12 protein-coding genes are annotated in these 19,252 nt (G+C 72.8%); 3 read left to right on the top strand and 9 right to left on the bottom strand.

What is annotated here, in order from left to right; translation table 11 throughout:
• Positions 1-21 precede the first annotated feature (21 nt).
• From hpaD to ABD254_RS07760, 4 genes are read right to left on the bottom strand one after another with little or no spacing between them, the layout of a single operon-like run.
• Entirely contained in the window at positions 22-1,164 is a 1,143-nt protein-coding gene (gene hpaD / locus ABD254_RS07775; RefSeq protein WP_344247260.1) for a 3,4-dihydroxyphenylacetate 2,3-dioxygenase, read from the bottom strand.
• 20 nt (positions 1,165-1,184) lie between these two features.
• Positions 1,185-2,684 carry a 5-carboxymethyl-2-hydroxymuconate semialdehyde dehydrogenase gene (gene hpaE / locus ABD254_RS07770; protein ID WP_344247258.1) on the bottom strand — a complete coding sequence of 500 codons (1,500 nt, stop codon included), beginning with the start codon at positions 2,682-2,684 and terminating at the stop codon, positions 1,185-1,187.
• On the bottom strand, positions 2,681-3,382 hold the full coding sequence (locus ABD254_RS07765) for a GntR family transcriptional regulator (protein WP_344247256.1): 702 nt from the start codon (positions 3,380-3,382) through the stop codon (positions 2,681-2,683). Before ABD254_RS07765 ends, hpaE begins: the two co-directional genes overlap by 4 nt.
• Positions 3,379-4,881 carry a fumarylacetoacetate hydrolase family protein gene (locus ABD254_RS07760; protein WP_344247254.1) on the bottom strand — a complete coding sequence of 501 codons (1,503 nt, stop codon included), beginning with the start codon at positions 4,879-4,881 and terminating at the stop codon, positions 3,379-3,381. Before ABD254_RS07760 ends, ABD254_RS07765 begins: the two co-directional genes overlap by 4 nt.
• Positions 4,882-4,962: 81 nt before the next feature.
• On the opposite strand from ABD254_RS07760, the gene ABD254_RS07755 reads away from it, so the two are divergent.
• Positions 4,963-6,351, top strand: coding sequence for an MFS transporter (locus ABD254_RS07755; RefSeq protein WP_344247252.1), 1,389 nt, complete (start codon positions 4,963-4,965; stop codon positions 6,349-6,351).
• 56 nt (positions 6,352-6,407) lie between these two features.
• On the opposite strand, the gene ABD254_RS07750 is transcribed toward ABD254_RS07755, so the two are convergent.
• The 5 genes from ABD254_RS07750 to ABD254_RS07730 all read right to left on the bottom strand — a co-directional run bounded on the left by ABD254_RS07750 (position 6,408) and on the right by ABD254_RS07730 (position 14,524).
• Positions 6,408-10,304, bottom strand: coding sequence for an endo-alpha-N-acetylgalactosaminidase family protein (locus ABD254_RS07750; RefSeq protein ID WP_344247250.1), 3,897 nt, complete (start codon positions 10,302-10,304; stop codon positions 6,408-6,410).
• Positions 10,305-10,329: 25 nt separating this feature from the next.
• Positions 10,330-11,583: an ROK family transcriptional regulator gene (locus ABD254_RS07745; protein WP_344247248.1), complete on the bottom strand. Its 1,254-nt coding sequence runs from the start codon at positions 11,581-11,583 to the stop codon at positions 10,330-10,332.
• Entirely contained in the window at positions 11,580-13,019 is a 1,440-nt protein-coding gene (locus ABD254_RS07740; RefSeq protein ID WP_344247246.1) for a sulfatase-like hydrolase/transferase, read from the bottom strand. The genes ABD254_RS07745 and ABD254_RS07740 overlap by 4 nt, the downstream gene beginning before the upstream one ends.
• Before the next feature lie 150 nt (positions 13,020-13,169).
• A complete protein-coding gene (locus ABD254_RS07735) occupies positions 13,170-13,601 on the bottom strand; it encodes an HtaA domain-containing protein (protein ID WP_344247244.1) in 432 nt (143 codons plus the stop codon).
• Positions 13,598-14,524, bottom strand: coding sequence for a LysR family transcriptional regulator (locus tag ABD254_RS07730; RefSeq protein ID WP_344247242.1), 927 nt, complete (start codon positions 14,522-14,524; stop codon positions 13,598-13,600). Before ABD254_RS07730 ends, ABD254_RS07735 begins: the two co-directional genes overlap by 4 nt.
• Before the next feature lie 121 nt (positions 14,525-14,645).
• On the opposite strand from ABD254_RS07730, the gene ABD254_RS07725 reads away from it, so the two are divergent.
• On the top strand, positions 14,646-17,639 hold the full coding sequence (locus ABD254_RS07725; RefSeq protein WP_344247240.1) for a cytochrome P450: 2,994 nt from the start codon (positions 14,646-14,648) through the stop codon (positions 17,637-17,639).
• A 141-nt stretch (positions 17,640-17,780) separates the two neighbouring features.
• Entirely contained in the window at positions 17,781-19,208 is a 1,428-nt protein-coding gene (locus tag ABD254_RS07720) for an aldehyde dehydrogenase family protein (RefSeq protein ID WP_344247238.1), read from the top strand.
• Positions 19,209-19,252 lie beyond the last annotated feature (44 nt).

Below are 19,252 nucleotides of genomic sequence, written 5' to 3'. Positions count from 1 at the left end.
CGGGTCCGCGGGGGGCGTCGCTCACAGGGTCGCCCCCAGCTTGAAGCCCTGCTCGGTGTCGCCCTTGCGCGTGTAGGAGAACCCGTCGGCGCCGACGGTCACCTCCATCTCGGACTCGTCGGTGCGGGCGACGACGGGCTGCGGGTTGCCGTCGAGGTCGAGCACGAGCGAGGCCTCCGTGTACCAGCTCGGCACGACGGGGTTGCCCCACCAGTCGCGGCGCTGGTTGTCGTGCACGTCCCAGGTGACCACCGGGTTGTCCGGGTCGCCGGTGTAGTAGTCCTGCGTGTAGATCTCGACGCGGTGGCCGTCCGGGTCGCGCAGGTACAGGTAGAAGGCGTTCGACACGCCGTGCCGGCCCGGGCCGCGCTCGATGCAGTCCGACCGGCGCAGGGCGCCGAGCTTGTCGCAGATCGCGAGGATGTTGTGCTTCTCGTGGGTCGAGAACGCCACGTGGTGCATGCGGGGGCCGTCTCCGCCGGTCATCGCGGTGTCGTGCACCGTGGGCTTGCGGCGCATCCACGCGGCGTAGACGGTGCCCTCGTCGTCCTGGATGTCCTCCGTGACGCGGAAGCCCAGGTCCTGCATGAACTTCACGGCGCGCGGCACGTCCGGAGTCACCTGGTTGAAGTGGTCCAGGCGCACCAGCTCGCCGGGCGTGTGCAGGTCGTAGCGCCACGACAGCCGCTCGACGTGCGTGGTGGCGTAGAAGAACTCGTACGGGAAGCCGAGCGGGTCGACCACGCGCACCGAGTCGCCGATGCCCTGGGTGAAGCCGTCCGGGTTGCGGCGCACCTCGCAGCCGAGCTCGGTGTAGAACGCGACGGCCGCGTCGAGGTCCTCGGGCGTGCGCACCCGGTAGCTGAACGCGGCGACGGCCGCGACCGGGCCCTGGCGCAGCACCAGGTTGTGGTGGATGAACTCCTCGGTGGAGCGCAGGTAGACGCTGCGCTCGTCCTCCGTGGTGACGTACAGGCCGAGCACGTCGACGTAGAACGCGCGGGAGGCGGCGAGGTCCGTGACGACGAGCTCCATGTAGGCGCAGCGCAGGATGTCCGGCGGCGCCGCCTGCGGCGTCGGGACCGGGTTGTCGGAGTGGATCGGGGCCTCCTGCGAGACGTAGAAGCCCGAGGAGGTGAGGGTGCGGTCGTCGAGGTGCGTCATGTCAGGCGTCCTTGCCGGTCTCAGTTCTTGCCGAACGTGGGGTTGTGGACCTTGCCGAGCGTGATGTGCACGGCCTGCTGGTCGGTGTAGAAGTCGATCGAGCGGTAGCCGCCCTCGTGCCCGAGGCCGGAGGCCTTGACGCCGCCGAACGGGGTGCGCAGGTCGCGCACGTTGTTCGAGTTCAGCCAGACCATGCCGGCCTCGACGGCCTGCGAGAAGTTGTGCGCCCGCTTGAGGTCGTTGGTCCAGATGTACGCGGCCAGCCCGTACTTCACGCCGTTGGCGAGCTCGAGCGCCTCGGCCTCGGTGTCGAACGGCGTGATCGCCACGACCGGCCCGAAGATCTCCTCGGTGAAGATGCGGGCGTCCGGCTTCACGTCGGCGAACACGGTGGGGGCGACGAAGTTGCCCGTCTCGAACCCCTCGGGGCGGCCGCCACCGGCCACCAGCCGGCCTTCCGTCTTGCCGAGCTCGACGTAGCTCATGACCTTCTCGAAGTGCTCGGGGTGCACGAGGGCGCCCACCTCGGTGGACTTCTCGTGCGGGTAACCGACGCGCACGCGCTTCGCCTGGGCCGCGTACCGCTCGACGAACTCGTCGTACACCGCGCGCTCCACGAGGATGCGGGAGCCGGCGGTGCAGCGCTCGCCGTTGAGGGAGAAGACGCCGAAGATCGTCGCGTCGACGGCGGCGTCCAGGTCGGCGTCGGCGAAGACGACGGCGGGGGACTTGCCGCCGAGCTCCATCGAGAGGCCCTTGAGGTGCGGGGCGGCGTTGCCGAAGATCAGCTGGCCCGTGCTGCTCTCGCCGGTGAACGAGATGAGCGGCACGTCGGGGTGCTTCACCAGGGCGTCGCCGGCCTCCTCGCCGAGGCCGTTGACGAGGTTGAAGACGCCCTGCGGCAGCCCGGCCTCCTCGAAGATGCCGGCCCACAGCGACGCCGACAGCGGCGTGAACTCGGCCGGCTTGAGCACCACGGTGTTGCCGGTGGCGATCGCGGGCGCGAGCTTCCACGACTCGAGCATGAACGGCGTGTTCCACGGCGTGATGAGGCCGGCGACACCGATCGGCTTGCGGTTGACGTAGTTGATCTGGCGGCCGGGCACCTTGTAGGTGTCGTCGGCCTGCGCCACGATCAGGTCCGCGAAGAAGCGGAAGTTCTCGGCGGCGCGGCGCGCCTGGCCGAGCGCCTGCGTGATCGGCAGGCCGGAGTCGAAGCTCTCCAGCTCGGCCAGCCGGGCGTCGCGGGACTCCACGAGGTCGGCGATCCGGTGCAGCACGCGCGAGCGCTCGCGCGGCAGCATCGTCGGCCACGGGCCCTCGGTGAACGCGCGGCGGGCGGCGGCGACGGCGGCGTCGACGTCGGCCTGCTGGCCGGCGGCGGCCTGGACGTAGGTCTCGTTGCTCACCGGGTCCAGCACGTCGAAGGTCTCGCCGCCGACGGAGTCGACGAACGCGCCGTCGATGTAGTGGCGGATGCGGTCCGGGAGCCCGTCGGGACGGTGGGTCTGGGTGGTCATCGCTGGTCCTCCGTGGGTGGGGCGGGGCGGTGCGCCGCCTGGTAGGCGAGCACGGCGTCGAGGGTGGCGGTGCGGTGGCGGCGGGCGGCGAGCTCGAGGTCGGTGGCCCCGGTGCGGCCCGCCTGCAGGTCGGTGATCAGGTCGAGGATCCGGTCGTGCTCCGCGACGGACTCGCGCGCCCGGCCGGGCACGAACGAGAACGACGAGTCGCGCAGCACGGTCATGCGGCGCCAGCCGCGGTGGACGAGGTCGAGCACGTGCGGGTTGGGGCACGGCTCGAACAGCACCGCGTGGAACTCGAGGTTGAGCTCGGTGAAGCGGTGCGGGTCGAAGTCGTCCAGGCAGCCACGCATCCGCTCGTTGACCGCCCGGGCCGTGTCGAGCTGCGCGGGCGTCAGGTGCGGGGCGGAGAGCGCGGTGGCGAAGCCCTCGACCAGCGCCAGCGTCTCCATCGTGTGCTGGTACTCGGTCTCCTTGATGAGCGCGACCTGGGCGCCGACGTTGCGCTCGAACGTCACCAGGCCCTCCGCCTCGAGGCGGCGGATCGCCTCGCGCACGGGGACCACGGACATGTCGAGCTCGCCCGCGATCTGGCCCAGCACCAGCCGGTACCCCGGCACGTAGCGGCCGTCCTCGATCCGCTCGCGCAGGAACGCATAGGCGCGCTGCGACTTGCTCAACGTGACCGTCACGCTCATGACGCGCCGGTCTCGCGCTCGTAGCGGGCCCGCCACTCGGCGTTCATGGGGAACAGCCCGTCGACGGGCGCGCCCGCCGCGACCTGCTGCGCGACCCACGCGTCGGCGGCCTCCTGCTCCTCGGCGTCCGCGAGGACCTCCTCGACGAGGGCGGGCGGGATGACGAGGACGCCGTCGCCGTCGCCGACGAGGACGTCGCCCGGCTGCACGGCCGCGCCGCCGCAGGCGACGGTCACGTCCGTCTCCCACGGCACGTGCCGGCGGCCGAGGACCGAGGGGTGCGGGCCGGCGGAGAACACCGGGATGCCGATCTCTGCGACCGCGTCGGCATCGCGGACCCCGCCGTCGGTGACGATCGCCGCGGCGCCGCGGACCTTCGCGCGCAGGGCCAGCACGTCGCCGACGGTGCCGGTGCCGCGCTCGCCGCGCGCCTCGACGACGATCACCTCGCCCGGCCCGACGGCGTCGAACGCGCGCTTCTGGGCGTTGAAGCCGCCGCCGTGGGAGGCGAACAGGTCCGGGCGGAACGGGATCAGCCGCAGCGTGCGGGCGGTGCCGACGAACCGGTCGCCGGGATGGTTGCCGTGCACGCCCTCGACGAAGACGTCCGTGTGGCCGCGCTTGCGCAGCGCGGCCGAGAGCGTGGCGACGGCGACGGCCGCGAACCGCTCGCGGTGGGCGTCGGTGAGCTCGAACCCGCTGGTTGAGCTTGTCGAAACCCGGGTCTCGACAGGCTCGACCGGCGGGGTCTCGACCGGCTCAGGCGCGGGCGCCGGCGTGCCCCAGGCCTCGGCGCGCTGCGTGTCGTCGACGGCGGGCCTGGAGCCGAAGTCGCCGAACGCCCGCGTGCCCGCGGTCACGGTGGTGACCAGGCGTCCGCTCGACGGCGCGCCGGGCGCCTCGGGGGCGTCCACCTCGACCTCGACGACCTGGCCGGGCTCGACGACCGACGAACCCGCCGGCGTACCGGTGAGGATGACGTCGCCGGCCTCGAGCGTGAGGTGCTGGGACAGGTCGGCGACGAGGCGGCCGAGGTCGAAGAGCAGCGTGCCGGTGGAGTCGTCCTGGACGAGCTCGCCGTCCACCCAGGTGCGCACGCGCAGGCCGGCCGGGTCGACGTCGGACGCCGGGATCCACCGCGGCCCGAGCGGCGTGTAGCCGTCGCCGCCCTTGTTGCGCAGGTTGGAGCCCTTGTCGGCGGCGCGCAGGTCGTAGAGGCCGAAGTCGTTCGCCGCGGTGACGGCGTCGACGTGCGACCAGCCGTCGTCGGGGGAGACCCAGCGGGCGGGGGTGCCGACGCGGATCGCGACCTCGCCCTCGAAGGCGAGGAGCTCGGTGCCGAGGGGGCGCTCGATCGTGCCGCCGGTCCCGGCGAGCGACGACGCGGGCTTGAGGAAGTAGGACGGCTGGCTCGGCGTCCGCCCCCGCTGCGCCGCGCGGGACGGGTAGTTGAGATGGACGGCGATGATCTTGCCGGGACGCTGGTCGTCGGTGACCACGGGTACCCCCTGTCGTGTCGTATTCCAGATGATATACGATCCTGTCACATCCACCGCGGACTGACAGAGAGGTCGACCGCCATGACCGTTGGCACGGCAGCCATCCCCAGCGACACCGAACGTCGCGAGCTTCGGCGCGTCGCGTTCGCGACCGTCATCGGTACCACCATCGAGTGGTACGACTTCTTCCTGTACGCCAACGCCGCCGGCCTCGTGTTCGGCGCGCTGTTCTTCGAGCCCGCCGGGGCGTCCGTCGCGACGCTGCTGTCGTTCGCCACCGTCGGCATCAGCTTCCTCTTCCGGCCGCTCGGCGCGTTCCTCGCCGGCCACTTCGGCGACAAGCTCGGCCGCAAGGCCATGCTGGTCATCACGCTGATCCTCATGGGTGTGGCCACGACGCTCATCGGCCTCCTGCCCACCTACGCGCAGATCGGGATCGCCGCGCCGATCCTGCTGGTCCTCCTCCGCATCCTGCAGGGGCTGTCGACCGGCGGCGAGTGGGGCGGCGCCGTGCTCATGGCCGTCGAGCACGCGCCGACCGGCAGGCGCGGGCGCATGGGCGCCTTCCCGCAGATGGGCGTGCCGCTGGGCATGTTGCTGGCGTCCGGCGTGCTCGCCCTCATGACCGGCGTGATCTCGCCCGGCGACGCGTTCGTCGAGTGGGGCTGGCGCATCCCGTTCCTGCTGAGCTTCGTGCTCGTCGTGGTCGGCATGGTCGTGCGCCGCAAGGTCGAGGAGAGCCCGGTCTTCACCGAGCTGGCCGTCAAGCGCGAGCGCAGCCGGATGCCGATCGTCGAGCTGTTCCGCAAGCACTGGCTGCTCGTGATCCTCGCGGCCCTCACCTTCGCCGGGAACAACGCGGCCGGGTACATGACCACGGGCGGGTTCCTGCAGAACTACGCCACCACGCCGCTCGCCGAGGGCGGGCACGTCGGCATGGACCGCACGCCCGTGCTGCTCGCCGTCGCCGGGTCCGCCGCCGTCTGGCTGCTCTTCACGTGGCTCGGGGCCCGGGTCTCCGACCGCATCGGGCGCCGGAACACGTACATCATCGGGTGGGTCGTCTTCCTGGTCACCGTGTGGCTGCTCTTCCCGATGGTCGAGACCGGCAGCGCGTGGCTGTTCTTCCTCGGCATCGCGCTGTTCACCATCGGCAACGGCTTCACGTACGGCCCCCAGGCCGCGTACTTCACCGAGCTGTTCCCGGCGTCGATCCGCTACTCCGGCGTCTCGATCGCCTACGCGATCGGCGCCATCCTCGGCGGGGCGTTCGCGCCGCTGATCTCGGCGTGGCTCGTGCAGGTGACGGGGACCTCGTGGTCCGTCGCCTGGTACATGGCGGGCATCATGCTGCTCGCGTTCGCCGCGACGCTGCTGCTGCGCGACCGCACGAACATCCCGCTCGGGACGGACGCCGCGGCGGAGGCCGCGCAGGCCGAGAGCCCGATCTACGGGGTGCGGCGGGCCTGACGGCCGACCCCGCACGGACGTGCGGGGCGGGCGCTGCGGCGCCCGCCCCGCACGCGTCATCCGTCGGTTCGCGTTCCCCACACGTTCAGCTCCGCGGCCGCGGCGGCCTTGGCCGTACCTGCACCGGACGTGCCGACCAGCTTGACGAAGCGCCCCGGGGTCGCCGGGAAGTCCACGTGCTTGAGCGCCGTCGTGCCGGCGAAGGTCCCGGAGGCGACGGGTGAGCCCCAGTCGTCCCCGTCGGCGCTGACGAAGACCTGGTATCCACCGATCTTGTCGTTGCCGCCCACCTGGCGAGGGAGGTAGTCCAGCCCGGTGACGTCGTACGTGCCCCCGAGGTCCAGGGAGATGTGGTGCGGGTACGGAGGGGTGCCCCGAGACCACTCGGTGTGCCAGTACGTTCTGGGGTTCCCGTCGATCGCGTTGACGGCCGCCCCGTCCTCACCCGCGGTCTCGACGCTGTCGGCGGAGTGGATGCTCAGCCGGGACTGGGGAATCTTCCCGGGCTCCACGGTGGTCACCACCGCCCGGGCGGAGACGGCGCGGTCCGCGCCGCCGGTCCGGTAGGCCGCGTTGACCGTCACGTCGTTGCGGCCCGGCGGAGTGTCGGCAGGTGCGGTGACTGCCCAGCTCGTGGACACCGATCCGCCGGGCGGGACCGAGTCGAACGACGCGGCGGAGGTGGGTACGGCATGCCAGCCGTCGGGCAGCTCCAGCGCCTGCACGACCTCCGTGGCGTGGCCCGTCTCGAGGTTGGTGAACGTGGTGCTGACCCGGTCCGGCTCGCCGGCGACGATCTCCGTGCCGTCGTCGATCGCCACCGAGGCGCACGCGCCGGGCTCCGGTGCCGGCCCCAGGTCGGTGACCACGACGTCATCCAGCACGAAGTCGGCCTCGGCGCCGCCGACGGCGTTGCGCCGGAGCCCGACGAACGGGTCGCCGCAGTCACCGGTCACGACCTCCGCGCGGTATCTCCCTGTGGTGCGCTGCTCGGCGAACGGCTCGGAGGTGAGCTCGCGCGCCTCGGCGCCGTCCTCCACGGCTTGGTCCACCCCCGTGACCCACGAGTACGCGCCGGCGATCGCGTTCTGATAGTCGAACTCGACGCGGTAGCGGTGCGCGGGCTTCAACGGGACGGTGCCCTGCCACGTCCGGTAGACGAGACCGAGCCGTTCCTCATGGGCCTTGAGCGACCAGGTGCCGCTCAGAGCGTCGTCGATCAGCTTCCCGTTCCAGCCGGCCTGCGTGTAGGGCGCGTTGCGGTTGACGAGGCTGGTGTGCCCGCCGCCCGGTCGCTGCCCCGGTCCGGCGACGAACGGCAGCCACCCCTGGTCGACGTCTTCGAAGTCCTGCCGGGCGAGCACGTCGCCGGTTGCCGGGCGTTCGGTCGTGGCGACGACCCGAACGTCATCGACGAGTACCCGTGCGTCGCCGTCGGCGGCCGCGACGGTCAGGTGAGCCTTGGTGGTGGCCGGGGTGAACAGCACCCGCAGCCGCTGGAACGTGGTCTCCCGCTTCTCGTCGGAGAAGGCGTAGTTGACCAGCGGCGACCTCTCGATCGTGGCCGAGGCGGCTTCGCTCCGGGGGCCGGTGGCGGACAGGGTGACGGGCCGGCTGTGTCCGGGCTGGACCTGCACCCAGGCCGAGACCGCGTAGGTGGTGCCGGGAGCGAGCGGGCCGATCTTCTGTGTCAGCGACGACGGCCCGGCGCCGAGCTCGGCGACGTGAGCGCCCTTGGCGGTCGTGGCGAGCGTGGCTTCCCCGGTGGGCGACCAGGCGTCGAGGTTGCGACCGTTGAACCCCGGGTCGGTGATCGGGGTGCCCTCGCCCCATCGCGGGTCGGGCCTCTGCCAGCGGGGCTTCGTCGGGGTGAGCAGGTAGGCGGTGCGGGGTTCGGCGGTCAGGGTCACCTCGCCGTTCACGGGGCGGACCGTGCCGACCTTGGTGCGGCCCTGCTCGCCGAGCTTCCACAGGGTGAACCGCGTGGAGCCGGCCAGGCCGGCCGGCAGCCCGAACGTGGCCGTGCCGCCGTCGTCGTTGTAGTGGTACAGCTTGTCGCCGTCGAGGGGTGAGCCGTCCGCGTCGGCGTTCCACGGCAGCAGGTAGGCGTCCCCGTCGAGGACCTTGGCACCGCCCACGAAGACCTGCCGCACGTCCCCGGTGCTCGTGCCGTGGACGTCCTCGGTGAAGTCGATGCGTTGCGGTTCCCACCGCATGATGTCGAAGTGCTGCAGGAACTTCACCGGAAGCTGGTTGCTCCACACGTTGCGCATCAGGGCGTTCCAGTCGTTCTTGCCGACCCAGCCCTCCGCCTCGACGATGTGGGACGTGCCGAGGATCGGGTCGGGGTTCCACACGTCCTTCTGGCCGTTGCGGATGAACCGGATGACCTGGCTGTTGATGCCCTTGTTGCTCTGCCCGCCGTAGTCCTCGTCGTTGGCCCAGTGGGACCACAGCGAGTCCCGTTCCATCTTGTCGGCCCATTCGGTGCCGACCTGCCAGCCCTGCTCGCGCAGCTTCCGGTTCATCTCGTCCGGGAGCCAGCCGTGGCCGTAGTAGACGTCGACGTAGAGGAACTGCAGGTTGCGGTGGGTCTCGTCGCGCAGCTGCTGGAAACGGCTGAGCAGGTCGCCGGAGTTCAGGTCGCGCCGCTGGTCGATGGAGTAGCTCTGGTTGAGCCAGTTCCACGCCTTGGAATTCTTGTTCACCAGCTGCTCGTCGAACGCCTTGGCGTGCGGGTACGCCTCCGTGGTGTTGACGTGCACGCCGAAGTCGGCGTTCCAGTCCGCACCCTTGCTCAGCAGCGTGTTGAGGTCCGTCAGGCCGCCGGCCCGTTCGTTGTAGTTGCCGCCGTAGTCGGGGTGCGCCGAGTCGTGGCCCTCGGCCTGGTAGCCCTTGAGGATGGCGAGCTGGCCCAGGCCGTCGGTGGCAAGCGACAGACGCTTGACGTCGTCCAGCGTGCGCAGGAAGGGGTGCGCGGCGAGGCTCGCGAAGTTGTGCGGGATGTGCTCGATCACCCGGTCCTGGGTCTGGTCCGCCCCGGCGGGGTTCACCGCGATCGTGCGGAACGCCACGGCCCCGTCCTGCCAGTCAACCTCGTCGTCGCCGTTGGCGTCGCCGGTGACGACGACCTTGGCCCAGGGCAGGTCGGACGACTGCTGCGCCCCCTCGCCGCGGTACGTCCATTGTCCGCCCCACACCGCGAGGCGACGGTCGTCACCGTCGGCGCGGACCTGGTGCAACAGGCGTGCGTTGTCCTTCGCCTGTGCGGCGCTGGGCCTGTCGTAGGTGCCGTTGGTCTCGATCGACGCGGCGAGGGCGTCGGTGCTCACGATGGCGTAGGCCGAGCCCACGGGGGCCGCGTCCACGGGGGTATCGGCGGACAGGTCGCCGAACGTGTCTCCGGTTCGCGAGCGGTCGACGTCGACCCTCGCGAACGCGTAGTCCGCGCCGGTGGCCGTGCTGGACACGGACACCAGGTCGTGGTCGGGGATGTCGAGCGTGCGCACCCGGAAGCCGTCGGTGTCGCGGATCGCCGTGACGGCGAACGTCACGACGCTGCCGGAGACCGAGATCTTCGTGTCGATCTCGACGTTGGGCAGGTCCGCGAAGGTCAGCGTGTGCTCGGCGGCCGAGGTGGAGGCCGTGAAGCGGGAGACGGTGACGTCGTGCGCGACACCGTTGAGGACCACCGAGCCGAGCGGTCCCGTTCGTCCGTCGAGCGAGTCGCCCGACGGTGTCACGTAGCGGACCACCCGGGGAAAGTCGTCGGCCACGGTCACCCGGAGCTCGTCGGAGTAGATGACGGCCGCCTGCGCCTCGTCGGGGGTGGCGTCGTCGCCACGGGCGGTCGGCCCGAGCAGCGACAGGCCGGTCGTGGCGACGGTCCAGGCGAGGGTGGCGGCCAGCAGCCGGGCGCGAGCGCGTCGGGCTCGGGGACGGGATGATGCCATGGCGACGACTCCTGACGGTGTGCGGCTACGGGACGACGTTGCGGACTTCTTGCCCGGAGAGGGGATCGGCGCCGGCCACGGCGCGCCCGGCGATGGACAGTGGATCGTCGAACAAAGGCTCGGCGGCGACGAGGGCGGCGCCCAGCGTGGAGGCATCGTCGCCCAGCCCGGACTGCACGAGGAGGTCGCCGCTGCCAGGGACGAGCTGGTCGAGCTCGCGGACGAACGGTTGCAGGAAATGGTCGCCGAGGGCCTGCGGGTATCCGCCCAGGGTGAGCGCGCCGGGGCTGCGAAGGAGGACGACCTGCGCCGTGGCGAGGGCCGTCCACCGAGCGCAGGTGGCGACCGCGCCGGCGATGCCGGGCACCTCCCGGGCGCAGGCGTCGGCGATCAGTGCGGCTGCAGCCTGGATGTCGTCGGCGCCGGCCGGCGGTAGCGGGAGCCCCCGCGCCGTGACCCGGTCTGCCAACGCGCGGAAGCCGATCCGGGTGTCCGCACAGCCCCGGCTGCCGCACGGGCACGGCAGCCCGTCGAGCTCGATCGGCATGTCGCCCAGGGCGAGCGAACGTTGTCGCTGGTGGTGCCACGCCCGCGCGTCGTCGGTGACGGCGAGGCCCGCGCTGGTGCCGATCTGGATGTGCATCAGGTTCCCGCGTCCGGACACGCGGCTGTGGGCGAGCGACGCGGCGGAGGGGATGTCCGTCATCGTGACGGGAACGTCCGTGCCGATCGCCGCTCGGAGCTCCGCCAGTATCGGATAGTCGGGTGGGCCCTCGAACACGGACTGCGTGACGGCGTCCCAGTCGTCGGAGAACCGCGCGGGCAGGCTGACGGCGATGCCGCAGAGCCGTCCCGGTTCGCTGTCGAGGGCCTGGTGCACCCGCTGTGCGACGCTCTGCACGAGACGCTCCAGGCGGGCACGCGGAGCCCGCGGCAGCGTCGCCCGCCGCCGCTCTCCGCCAGCCAGGTCACACACGATCTCGGTGTGCCGGTCGATCCGCAGGTCGTACCCGAGCACGTAGAACTGCTCCTTGGTCAGGCGGAGGCGCAGCCCTGGACGGCCGCGCCCGTGCGCCCGGGCGACGTCCTCCTGCACCAGGCCTGCGGCGGTCAGTGCGTCGATGTGACGGGCGATTCCGACTTTCGTGACCCCGAGCGTCGCAGCCAGCCCCGTGCGGGTGGTCCCGGGGTGGTCGCGGATCCCGCGCATCACCAGGGAGGCGTTGTGCCGCTTGACGTCCGACTGGGTCAGGGGAGCGGTGGCCCTGGCTTCGCTCACGGCCGTGCCTCCGGACGGGCCGCGGGTACTGGCCCGCTGGTCGCATAGGTCCGCCGGTCGTCGAGCCCGCGCTGCACCGGTGCGTCCTGGCCCCAGCCGGTGACAGCTCGCATGAGCGCGTCCCTGTCGGGGGTCGTACGCCGGGCGAACCAGTCCAGCAGCCGCGCGTGCAGCGTGCCTCGGACCCCGCCGTGCGTGGGGTCGTCGGCCAGGTTGTGCTGTTCGCCGGGATCGGTGACGAGGTCGTAGAGCTCGGCGGGTCCGTCGTACCGCCACACGTACTTGTGCGTGCGGGTGCGGATCATGCGGGTGCCGCCGTACTCGTCGTGGACGACGACCTGCGCCGGAGCCTCGGGCGCGGGTTCCGTACCGAGGACGCGGGGGGCGAACGACTCCCCGGCCGCGAGATCGTCCCTCGGCACGGGTACGCCTGCGAGGTCGAGAAGGGTCGGGTGCAGGGACACCGCGCTGGTCGGGGTGTCGTCAAGCGCGGGGGCGATGGTGCCGGGTCGGTTGATGACGAACGGCACCCGGATGGAGGGGTCCCACACGTTGAGGGGCCGGGTCCCGTTGCCCTTGCCCCAGTAGCCGTGGTGGCCGCAGCTGAACCCGTTGTCGGAGGTGAAGACGACGTACGTGGAGGCGCGGACGTCGGCCTCGTCGAGGACGTCCAGCAGACGTGCCACGCCCCGGTCGACGGCGGTGAGCGCGGCGCAGTAGCCGCGCAGCGCAGGCGCCGGGTCCGACTGCGCGGCGCTGAGCTCCGGGTCGTCGTGCGTGAACCACGGGTGTGGCCCTTCGCGGGGGACGCTGCGGAAGTCGCAGCCTTCGTACAGGTCCAGGAGCTCGGCCGGGTGGTTGTCCTCGGTCCATGGGGTGTGGGGTGCCGTGTACGCGACCTGCAGATAGAACGGTGCGTCCCCCGCGGACAGTCGACGCAGCGCATCCACGGCGTGGTCGGTGATCGCGTCGGTGACATAGCCGGGTTCGGTTCGTTCGATGCCGCGCTCCACGACCGGCGCGCCGTAGTACGGCCCGCCGCCGTCGCGGTGGGCGAACCACTCGTCGAAGCCCGGGGCCGGGGTGCGGGCGTCGCCCAGGTGCCACTTGCCCGAGTACCCGCACGCGTAACCGTGCGCCGCGAGCACCTCCGGCGTGGTCGTCAGCCCGTCGAGGTACCGCACCCCTGACGTGTCCACGCCGCTGTTCTCGCTGCGGATCCAGTCGTGTACGCCGTGCGCGGAGGGCATCCTCCCGGTGAGGAGGGAGGCGCGCGCCGGCGAGCAGACGGGCGACGCGCAGAAGAAGTTCTCCAGCTCGAGGCCGGTGCGGCCGAGGTGGTCCAGGGTCGGCGTGATCAGCTCGGGCATCAGCCGCCCGCGGGCCCATGCCCCCTGGTCGTCCGTCACGACGACGACGAAGTTCGGTTCGTGCATGCTGACGCCCTTGTCCCGTTCCGTGCTCCTCAGAGCCTTCGGCTCGAGGAATTCGTAACATGCCGGTACTTAGTCAAGGGCGCGCACGAGCCATTGTCAAGGGATCGCTGACATGAGCGTCGTCGGGCCGCGACGACGTCGCGGGGCGCGTCAGGGCTCGACGCGGGGGTCGTCCAGGGGAGTGCCCTCGGTGTACGGGCCGAAGAACAGGTCGGCGCCTTCGGCGGTGAGCCGGGTGCCGGCTGCCCGGCGGACGCCGCCGTCGTCGGGCTCGAACGCCTCGACGGTCGCGAACCGCAGCCGGCCGGACGGGTCCTCGTCGTCGCGGACCGTCAGCTCCCATCCCGGCGCGGCGGGGACGAGCCGGGGGTCGGCGAGCACGACCCGCATCATGCCGCCGTGCCCCGTGAGCGTCACCGATCCGTGGAAGCCCAGCACCCCGCCGCGCTCCTCGCCGTGGGCGGGGAACGCGAACCCGTCCGGGGTCTCGGTGGCGCCGCCCGACGCCTCGACGCGGCCGTCCGGCATGCCGCGCACGTAGGCCAGCAGCGAGGCCTTGACGCCCCACACCAGGGCGCTCACGCCGTCTCCGGTGCCGGCCAGCGGATGGAGCGGGCGAACTCGACGAGGGCGCGCACCCGGGCCGGGGGCTGCTGCGTCGCGGACCAGATCACGTCGATCCCCACGGGCGGGACGGCGGGGGTGATCTCCTTCATCGCGACAGGGTAGCCCTCGTAGCTCGCCGGGTTGACGGGCCGCTGCACGAGGATCCCGTAGCCGAGCCCGCGCCCCACGAGCGTGCGCACCGCCTCGTAGCTCGTGGTCCGGTGCCGCACGCGCGGAGCGAGCCCCCGCGCGGCGAACAGCGACAGCGTGTGCTCGCTGGACGGCGGGGCGTCCAGGAGGATGAGGTCCCGTTCGACGACGTCCTCGAGCCGCACGGCCGGCTCGCGGGCGAGCGGGTCGTCGCCCGCCACGAGCACGTGCGCGGGCAGCTCGAACAACTTCTCCCGGCGCGGGTGCCCGGGGATGAGCGTGTCATAGACGAAGGCGACGTCGACCTCGCCGGTCTCGATGCGCCCCTCGAGCTGGTCGTGCGTGGCCTCCAGGGTCTGGAGGTCGACGCGCGGGTGCGCCTCGCCGAAGTCGTGCAGCAGGGGCGGCAGGACGGTCGGGGCGAGCGTCGGGTAGCAGCCGATCGTGATCGGCCCGACGAGCTCGTCGCCCGCGCTGCGCAGCGACAGCGAGAGCTCCCGCGACGCGGCCAGCAGCGGGCGGGCCTGCGCCACGACGCGCGAGCCCGCGCCGGTGAGGGTGAGGCCGTGCGCGCGACGGCGCACGGTCAGGCGGCCGCCCAGGACGCGCTCGAGCGCGGTGATGGCGTCCGAGACGGCCGAGGGCGACACGTGGAGCCGTGCCGCGGCCGCGGCGATGGTGCCCTCGTCGGCGGCGGTGACCAGGTAGGACAGCTGCCGCAGCGTGAAGTCGGGGGCGTCGTCGACCATGCTTCCTCGGATCAGTCGAAGTTGTTGTGCGGATCAAACCGCTTTTCCCAGGGTAGGGGGTGTCCCCATACTCGGGACAGCGCCACCGCCGGCGCCCACTCCTGACCACGAGGAAGTCGTCATGGCCGAGCAAGCCCCCGTCGCCGACTGGGTGACCATCCCCGACCTGCACCGCGATCCGTTCCCGATCTACGACCGGCTGCGCGCGGAGGGCGGCGTCCACTGGGTGCCGCAGGTGGGGCGCTACCTGGTCACGTCGTACGAGGCCGTGCACGCGACCGAGATGGACCAGGAGACCTTCTCGGCGAACGAGGAGGGATCGCTGCAGATCCGCGCCATGGGGCACTCGATGCTGCGGCGCGACGACCCCGAGCACTACCTGGAGCGCAAGGCGTGGCAGCCGGTCCTGCGACCCGGCGCCGTCAAGCGCACGTGGACCGGGGTGTTCGAGCGCAACGCGGCGCGTCTCCTCGACGACATGGTCGCCAAGGGACCGGGCGCCGACCTGATCTGGGACTTCGCCGCGCCGTACGCTGCCGAGAACCTGCGCGAGATCCTCGGCCTGTACAACGCCACGCAGGAGGACATGCAGCGCTGGTCGCAGACGCTCATCAACGCCACCGGCAACTACGCCGACGACGCCGACGTCTGGGCCGAGGGCGAGCGCTCGTTCGACGAGGTCGACGTCGCCCTCGACGAGATGCTGCGCTGGCACGCCGACCACCCGGACCACAGCCTCCTGTCGTCCCTGCTCCGTATCCCCGACTACGAGATGCCGCTGGAGAAGGTGCGCGCCAACATCAAGATGACGATCGGGGGCGGCCTGAACGAGCCGCGCGACGCGCTCGGCGTCGCGGCCTGGGCCCTGCTCACCCACCCGGAGCAGCGTGCCGCCGTCGAGGCCGACCCGGCGCTGTGGCCCGCCGTCTTCGACGAGGCGCTCCGCTGGATCGCGCCGATCGGCCTGTACTCGCGCCAGACGACGCGGGATGTCGACCTCGCCGGGGTGCACCTGCCCGCGGGCGCCCGGCTCGGCATCTGCGTGCTGTCGGCCAACCGGGACGGGTCGGTCTGGTCCGACGCGGCCGCGTTCGACGTGCGGCGCGAGGTCAAGCCGCACCTGGCCTTCAGCAAGGGCGTGCACGTGTGCCTGGGCGCGTGGGTGGCGAAGGCCGAGGTCGCCGCCGTCGGGCTCCCGCGGCTGTTCGAGCGGCTGCGCGGCCTCGACCTGGTGCCCGAGGACCCGGCGGAGATCGGCGGGTGGGTGTTCCGCGGCATGACGCACATGCCGGTCCGTTGGGACACCGCGTCGGCGAGCGAGGGCGTCCCGACCGAGGCCGCGACGGTGACCGCGGCGGGGCCGCGCCCCGTCGACGAGCCGGCGGGCCGCATCGCGATCGTGGGCGCGGGCCCGGCGGGGTGCTTCACCGCCCAGGCGCTGCGCCGCGCGCTGCCGGGCGTCGCGCTCGACGTCCTCGACGACCTGCCCGTGCCGTACGGGCTGGTGCGGTACGGCGTCGCCGCCGACCACCAGGGCACGAAGTCCGTCGCGCGCCAGTTCGACCGGCTGTTCGCCGACCCCGCCGTGGCGTTCCGCGGCAACACCCGCCTCGGCACCCACGTGGGCCTCGACGAGCTGCGCGACGCGTACGACGCGGTCGTGCTCGCCACCGGCGTGCACGCGGACGCGCCGCTGCCGGTGCCCGGTGCGGAGCACCCTCGCGTGCACGGGGCCGGCCGCCTGACCCGCCTGCTCAACGGTCACCCCGACGAGGCGGACGTGCCCGCCCTCGGCGAGGAGGTCGTGGTGGTCGGGCACGGGAACGTGGCGATGGACGTGGTGCGGCTGGTCGCCCGCCGCGCGGAGGACCTCGACGGCACCGACCTCGACGACGCGACCCGGGACCGCCTGGTGGGCGGTGTCCGCACCGTGCACGTCGTGGGCCGTTCCGCACCGGCGGCGGCGAAGTTCGACCCGGTCATGGTGCGCGAGATCGCGGCGCTCGCGGGCGTCGAGCACGTCGTCCACGGCGCCGACCTGGACACCGTCCTCCCGGGGAAGGACGCGCGCCTGGACGCGGTGCGCGATCTCGTCGGCGGGGGAACGACCGGTGGCTCCGACGGCGAGGCCGCGCGCGTGCGCGTCGAGTGGTGGTTCGGCCTGACGCCGGAGGCCGTGGAGGAGGTCGGCGGCCGGCTCTCGATCCGGTTCCGCGGCCCGGCGGGCGCGGTCACGCTGCGCGCGGACGACGTCGTCACGGCCGTCGGGTTCGTCCCCGCCGCGGGCGGCGCCGTCGAGCCCGGCGCGCACCCGGACGGGCGGGTCGCCCCGGGCCTGTACGCGGCCGGCTGGCTGCGCACGGGGCCGCGCGGCACCATCCCCGACCAGCGGAACCACGCGCGGGAGCTGGCCCGCACCATCGCCGACGACCTCAGGGCCGCCGGTGATCGGCCCGCCCGGCCGGGGCTGGCGCCCCGCGCCGGCGCGACCGACTTCGACGGCTGGCGCCGCATCGACCTGCGCGAGCGGCTCGGCGCGGCGCCGGGGCGCGAGCGCGCCAAGCTGCGCACCCGCGCGGAGCTGCTCGCCGCGGCCCGCGACCACGGCCTCGACCTGCCGCCCGTCGAGGACGGGGAGCGGGCGCACGCGCGCGCCGCCGGCCCCGTGACGGTGCTGTTCGGCACGGAGTCGGGCGGGGCGGAGATGGTCGCCGACGACCTGCGGCACCGGCTCGGGGACGACGTCGAGGTGCGCGACCTCGCCGGCCTGGACCCGGCGGACCTCGACGTCGCCCGCGTCCACGTCGTCGTGTGCTCCACCTACGGCGACGGCGAGGTGCCGACCTCGGCGCGGCCGTTCCACCGGGCGCTGCTCGAGCGTCGGCCCGACCTCACGGGGCTCCGGTACGCCGTCTTCGGCATGGGCGACCGCAGCTACACCCGGACCTACTCGCGCGGCAGCGAGCTCGTCGACGAGGCGCTCGCGGCCTGCGGGGCCGAGCGGTTCGGCGAGTACGGCAGGCACGACGCCGGCGGGCCCGTCGAGGCGGCCGAGGCGGCCGTCGAGTGGCTCGACGGGGTGCTGGCCGAGGCGCCGGTCCCGGCAGGCACCTGACGGAGCGCCGGGAGCGGCGACCGTTCCCGCTGGGACATCGACGGTGCGCTGCGGGACAAGCGGCACGCCGTCGTCCCTCCCGAGAATGGGCGGATGAGCGGCACGGTGGCGTGCCGCGCGGCACGACCGAGGGAGACGCCGATGTCCGGACCCACCCAGCTGCTCGACGAGAGCCCTTTGCTCGACCGCGTCCAGGCCCCTGCGGGCCAGGGCCGGGAGATCCTCGACGCCGCCACGCGCGAGGTGGTCGGGCACGCCCCGGTCCACACTGCCGCGGACCTCGACGCCGCCGTCGCGGCCGCGAAGGCGGCCCAGCCGGCGTGGGCCGGGCTCGGGCACGAGCGGCGCAGCGCGTTGCTGCTCGAGGCCGCCGACGCGATCGAGGCGCACGCCGAGCCGCTCGCGCGGCTGCTGTCGCGCGAGCAGGGCAAGCCGCTGAACGGCCCGAACGCCCGGTTCGAGGTCGGCGCCTGCGCCACCTGGCTCCGGGCCGCCGCGACCACGCCCCTGGAGCCGGAGATTCTCGTCGACGACGAGACCGGCCACGCCGAGCTGGTGTACCGGCCGGTGGGCGTCGTCGGCGCGATCGGCCCGTGGAACTGGCCGCTGATGATCGGCATCTGGCAGATCGCCCCGTCGCTGCGCATGGGCAACACGGTGGTGGTGAAGCCGAGCGAGCACACCCCGCTGAGCGTGCTCGCGATGGCCGCGGTGCTGAACGACGTGCTGCCGGACGGCGTGCTGGCCGCCGTCTCGGGCGAGCGCGAGGTCGGCGCCGGGCTGGCCGCCCACCCGGACGTGGACAAGGTCATGTTCACCGGGTCGACGGCGACCGGCCGCAAGATCGTCGAGGCGTCGGCCGGCAACCTCGCCCGCCTGACGCTCGAGCTGGGCGGCAACGACGCCGGCATCGTCCTGCCGGGGACCGACCCGAAGGCGATCGCCCAGGACCTGTTCTGGGGCGCGTTCATCAACACCGGCCAGACCTGCGCGGCGCTGAAGCGCCTGTACGTGCACGACGAGATCTACGAGGACGTCGTCGCGGAGCTCGCCGCCCTCGCGGAGGGCACGCCGATGGGGAACGGCCTGGACGAGGACAACGTGCTCGGCCCGCTGCAGAACGCCCAGCAGTACGACATCGTGCGCAGCCTGGTCGACGACGCCAGGGAACGGGGCGGTCGCGTGGTCGCCGGCGGCGGGCCCGCGCCCGAGCTCGGCCCGCTGTTCTACCGGGCCACGATCGTCGCGGACGTCGCCGACGGGGTGCCGCTGGTCGACGAGGAGCAGTTCGGCCCGGCGCTGCCGGTGATCCGCTACTCGGACGTGGACGACGCCGTCGCCTCCGCGAACCGGCTCGACGCCGGCCTGGGCGCGTCGGTCTGGTCGGCCGACCGGGACGCGGCGCGCGAGGTCGCGGCGCGGCTGCAGGCGGGCACGGTCTGGATCAACGGGCACGGCGGGCTGCACCCCATGGTGCCGTTCGGCGGCGTCAAGGGGTCCGGGTACGGGCTCGAGTTCGGTATCGAGGGGCTGAAGTCCGTGGCCGTGCCCCAGGTCATCAGCGGCTGACCTCCTGCGACCGGGACGCCTGCGGCCCCGACCGTCGATCGACG

It is taken from the genome of Isoptericola hypogeus (genome assembly GCF_039531145.1).
In the GTDB taxonomy this organism is placed as follows: Bacteria; Actinomycetota; Actinomycetes; order Actinomycetales; family Cellulomonadaceae; genus Isoptericola; species Isoptericola hypogeus.
The sequence above is the reverse complement of the archived record's forward strand: the minus strand, read 5'-3'. Positions and strand labels throughout refer to the sequence as shown.

Coding starts and splice junctions, on each gene's coding strand:
- ABD254_RS07740 (WP_344247246.1), bottom strand. CDS start 13,019: ATGCACGAACCGAACTTCGTCGTCGTCGTGACGGACGACCAGGGGGCA.
- ABD254_RS07750 (WP_344247250.1), bottom strand. CDS start 10,304: ATGGCATCATCCCGTCCCCGAGCCCGACGCGCTCGCGCCCGGCTGCTG.
- ABD254_RS07725 (WP_344247240.1), top strand. CDS start 14,646: ATGGCCGAGCAAGCCCCCGTCGCCGACTGGGTGACCATCCCCGACCTG.
- ABD254_RS07765 (WP_344247256.1), bottom strand. CDS start 3,382: ATGAGCGTGACGGTCACGTTGAGCAAGTCGCAGCGCGCCTATGCGTTC.
- ABD254_RS07720 (WP_344247238.1), top strand. CDS start 17,781: ATGTCCGGACCCACCCAGCTGCTCGACGAGAGCCCTTTGCTCGACCGC.
- ABD254_RS07755 (WP_344247252.1), top strand. CDS start 4,963: ATGACCGTTGGCACGGCAGCCATCCCCAGCGACACCGAACGTCGCGAG.
- hpaD (WP_344247260.1), bottom strand. CDS start 1,164: ATGACGCACCTCGACGACCGCACCCTCACCTCCTCGGGCTTCTACGTC.
- hpaE (WP_344247258.1), bottom strand. CDS start 2,684: ATGACCACCCAGACCCACCGTCCCGACGGGCTCCCGGACCGCATCCGC.
- ABD254_RS07730 (WP_344247242.1), bottom strand. CDS start 14,524: ATGGTCGACGACGCCCCCGACTTCACGCTGCGGCAGCTGTCCTACCTG.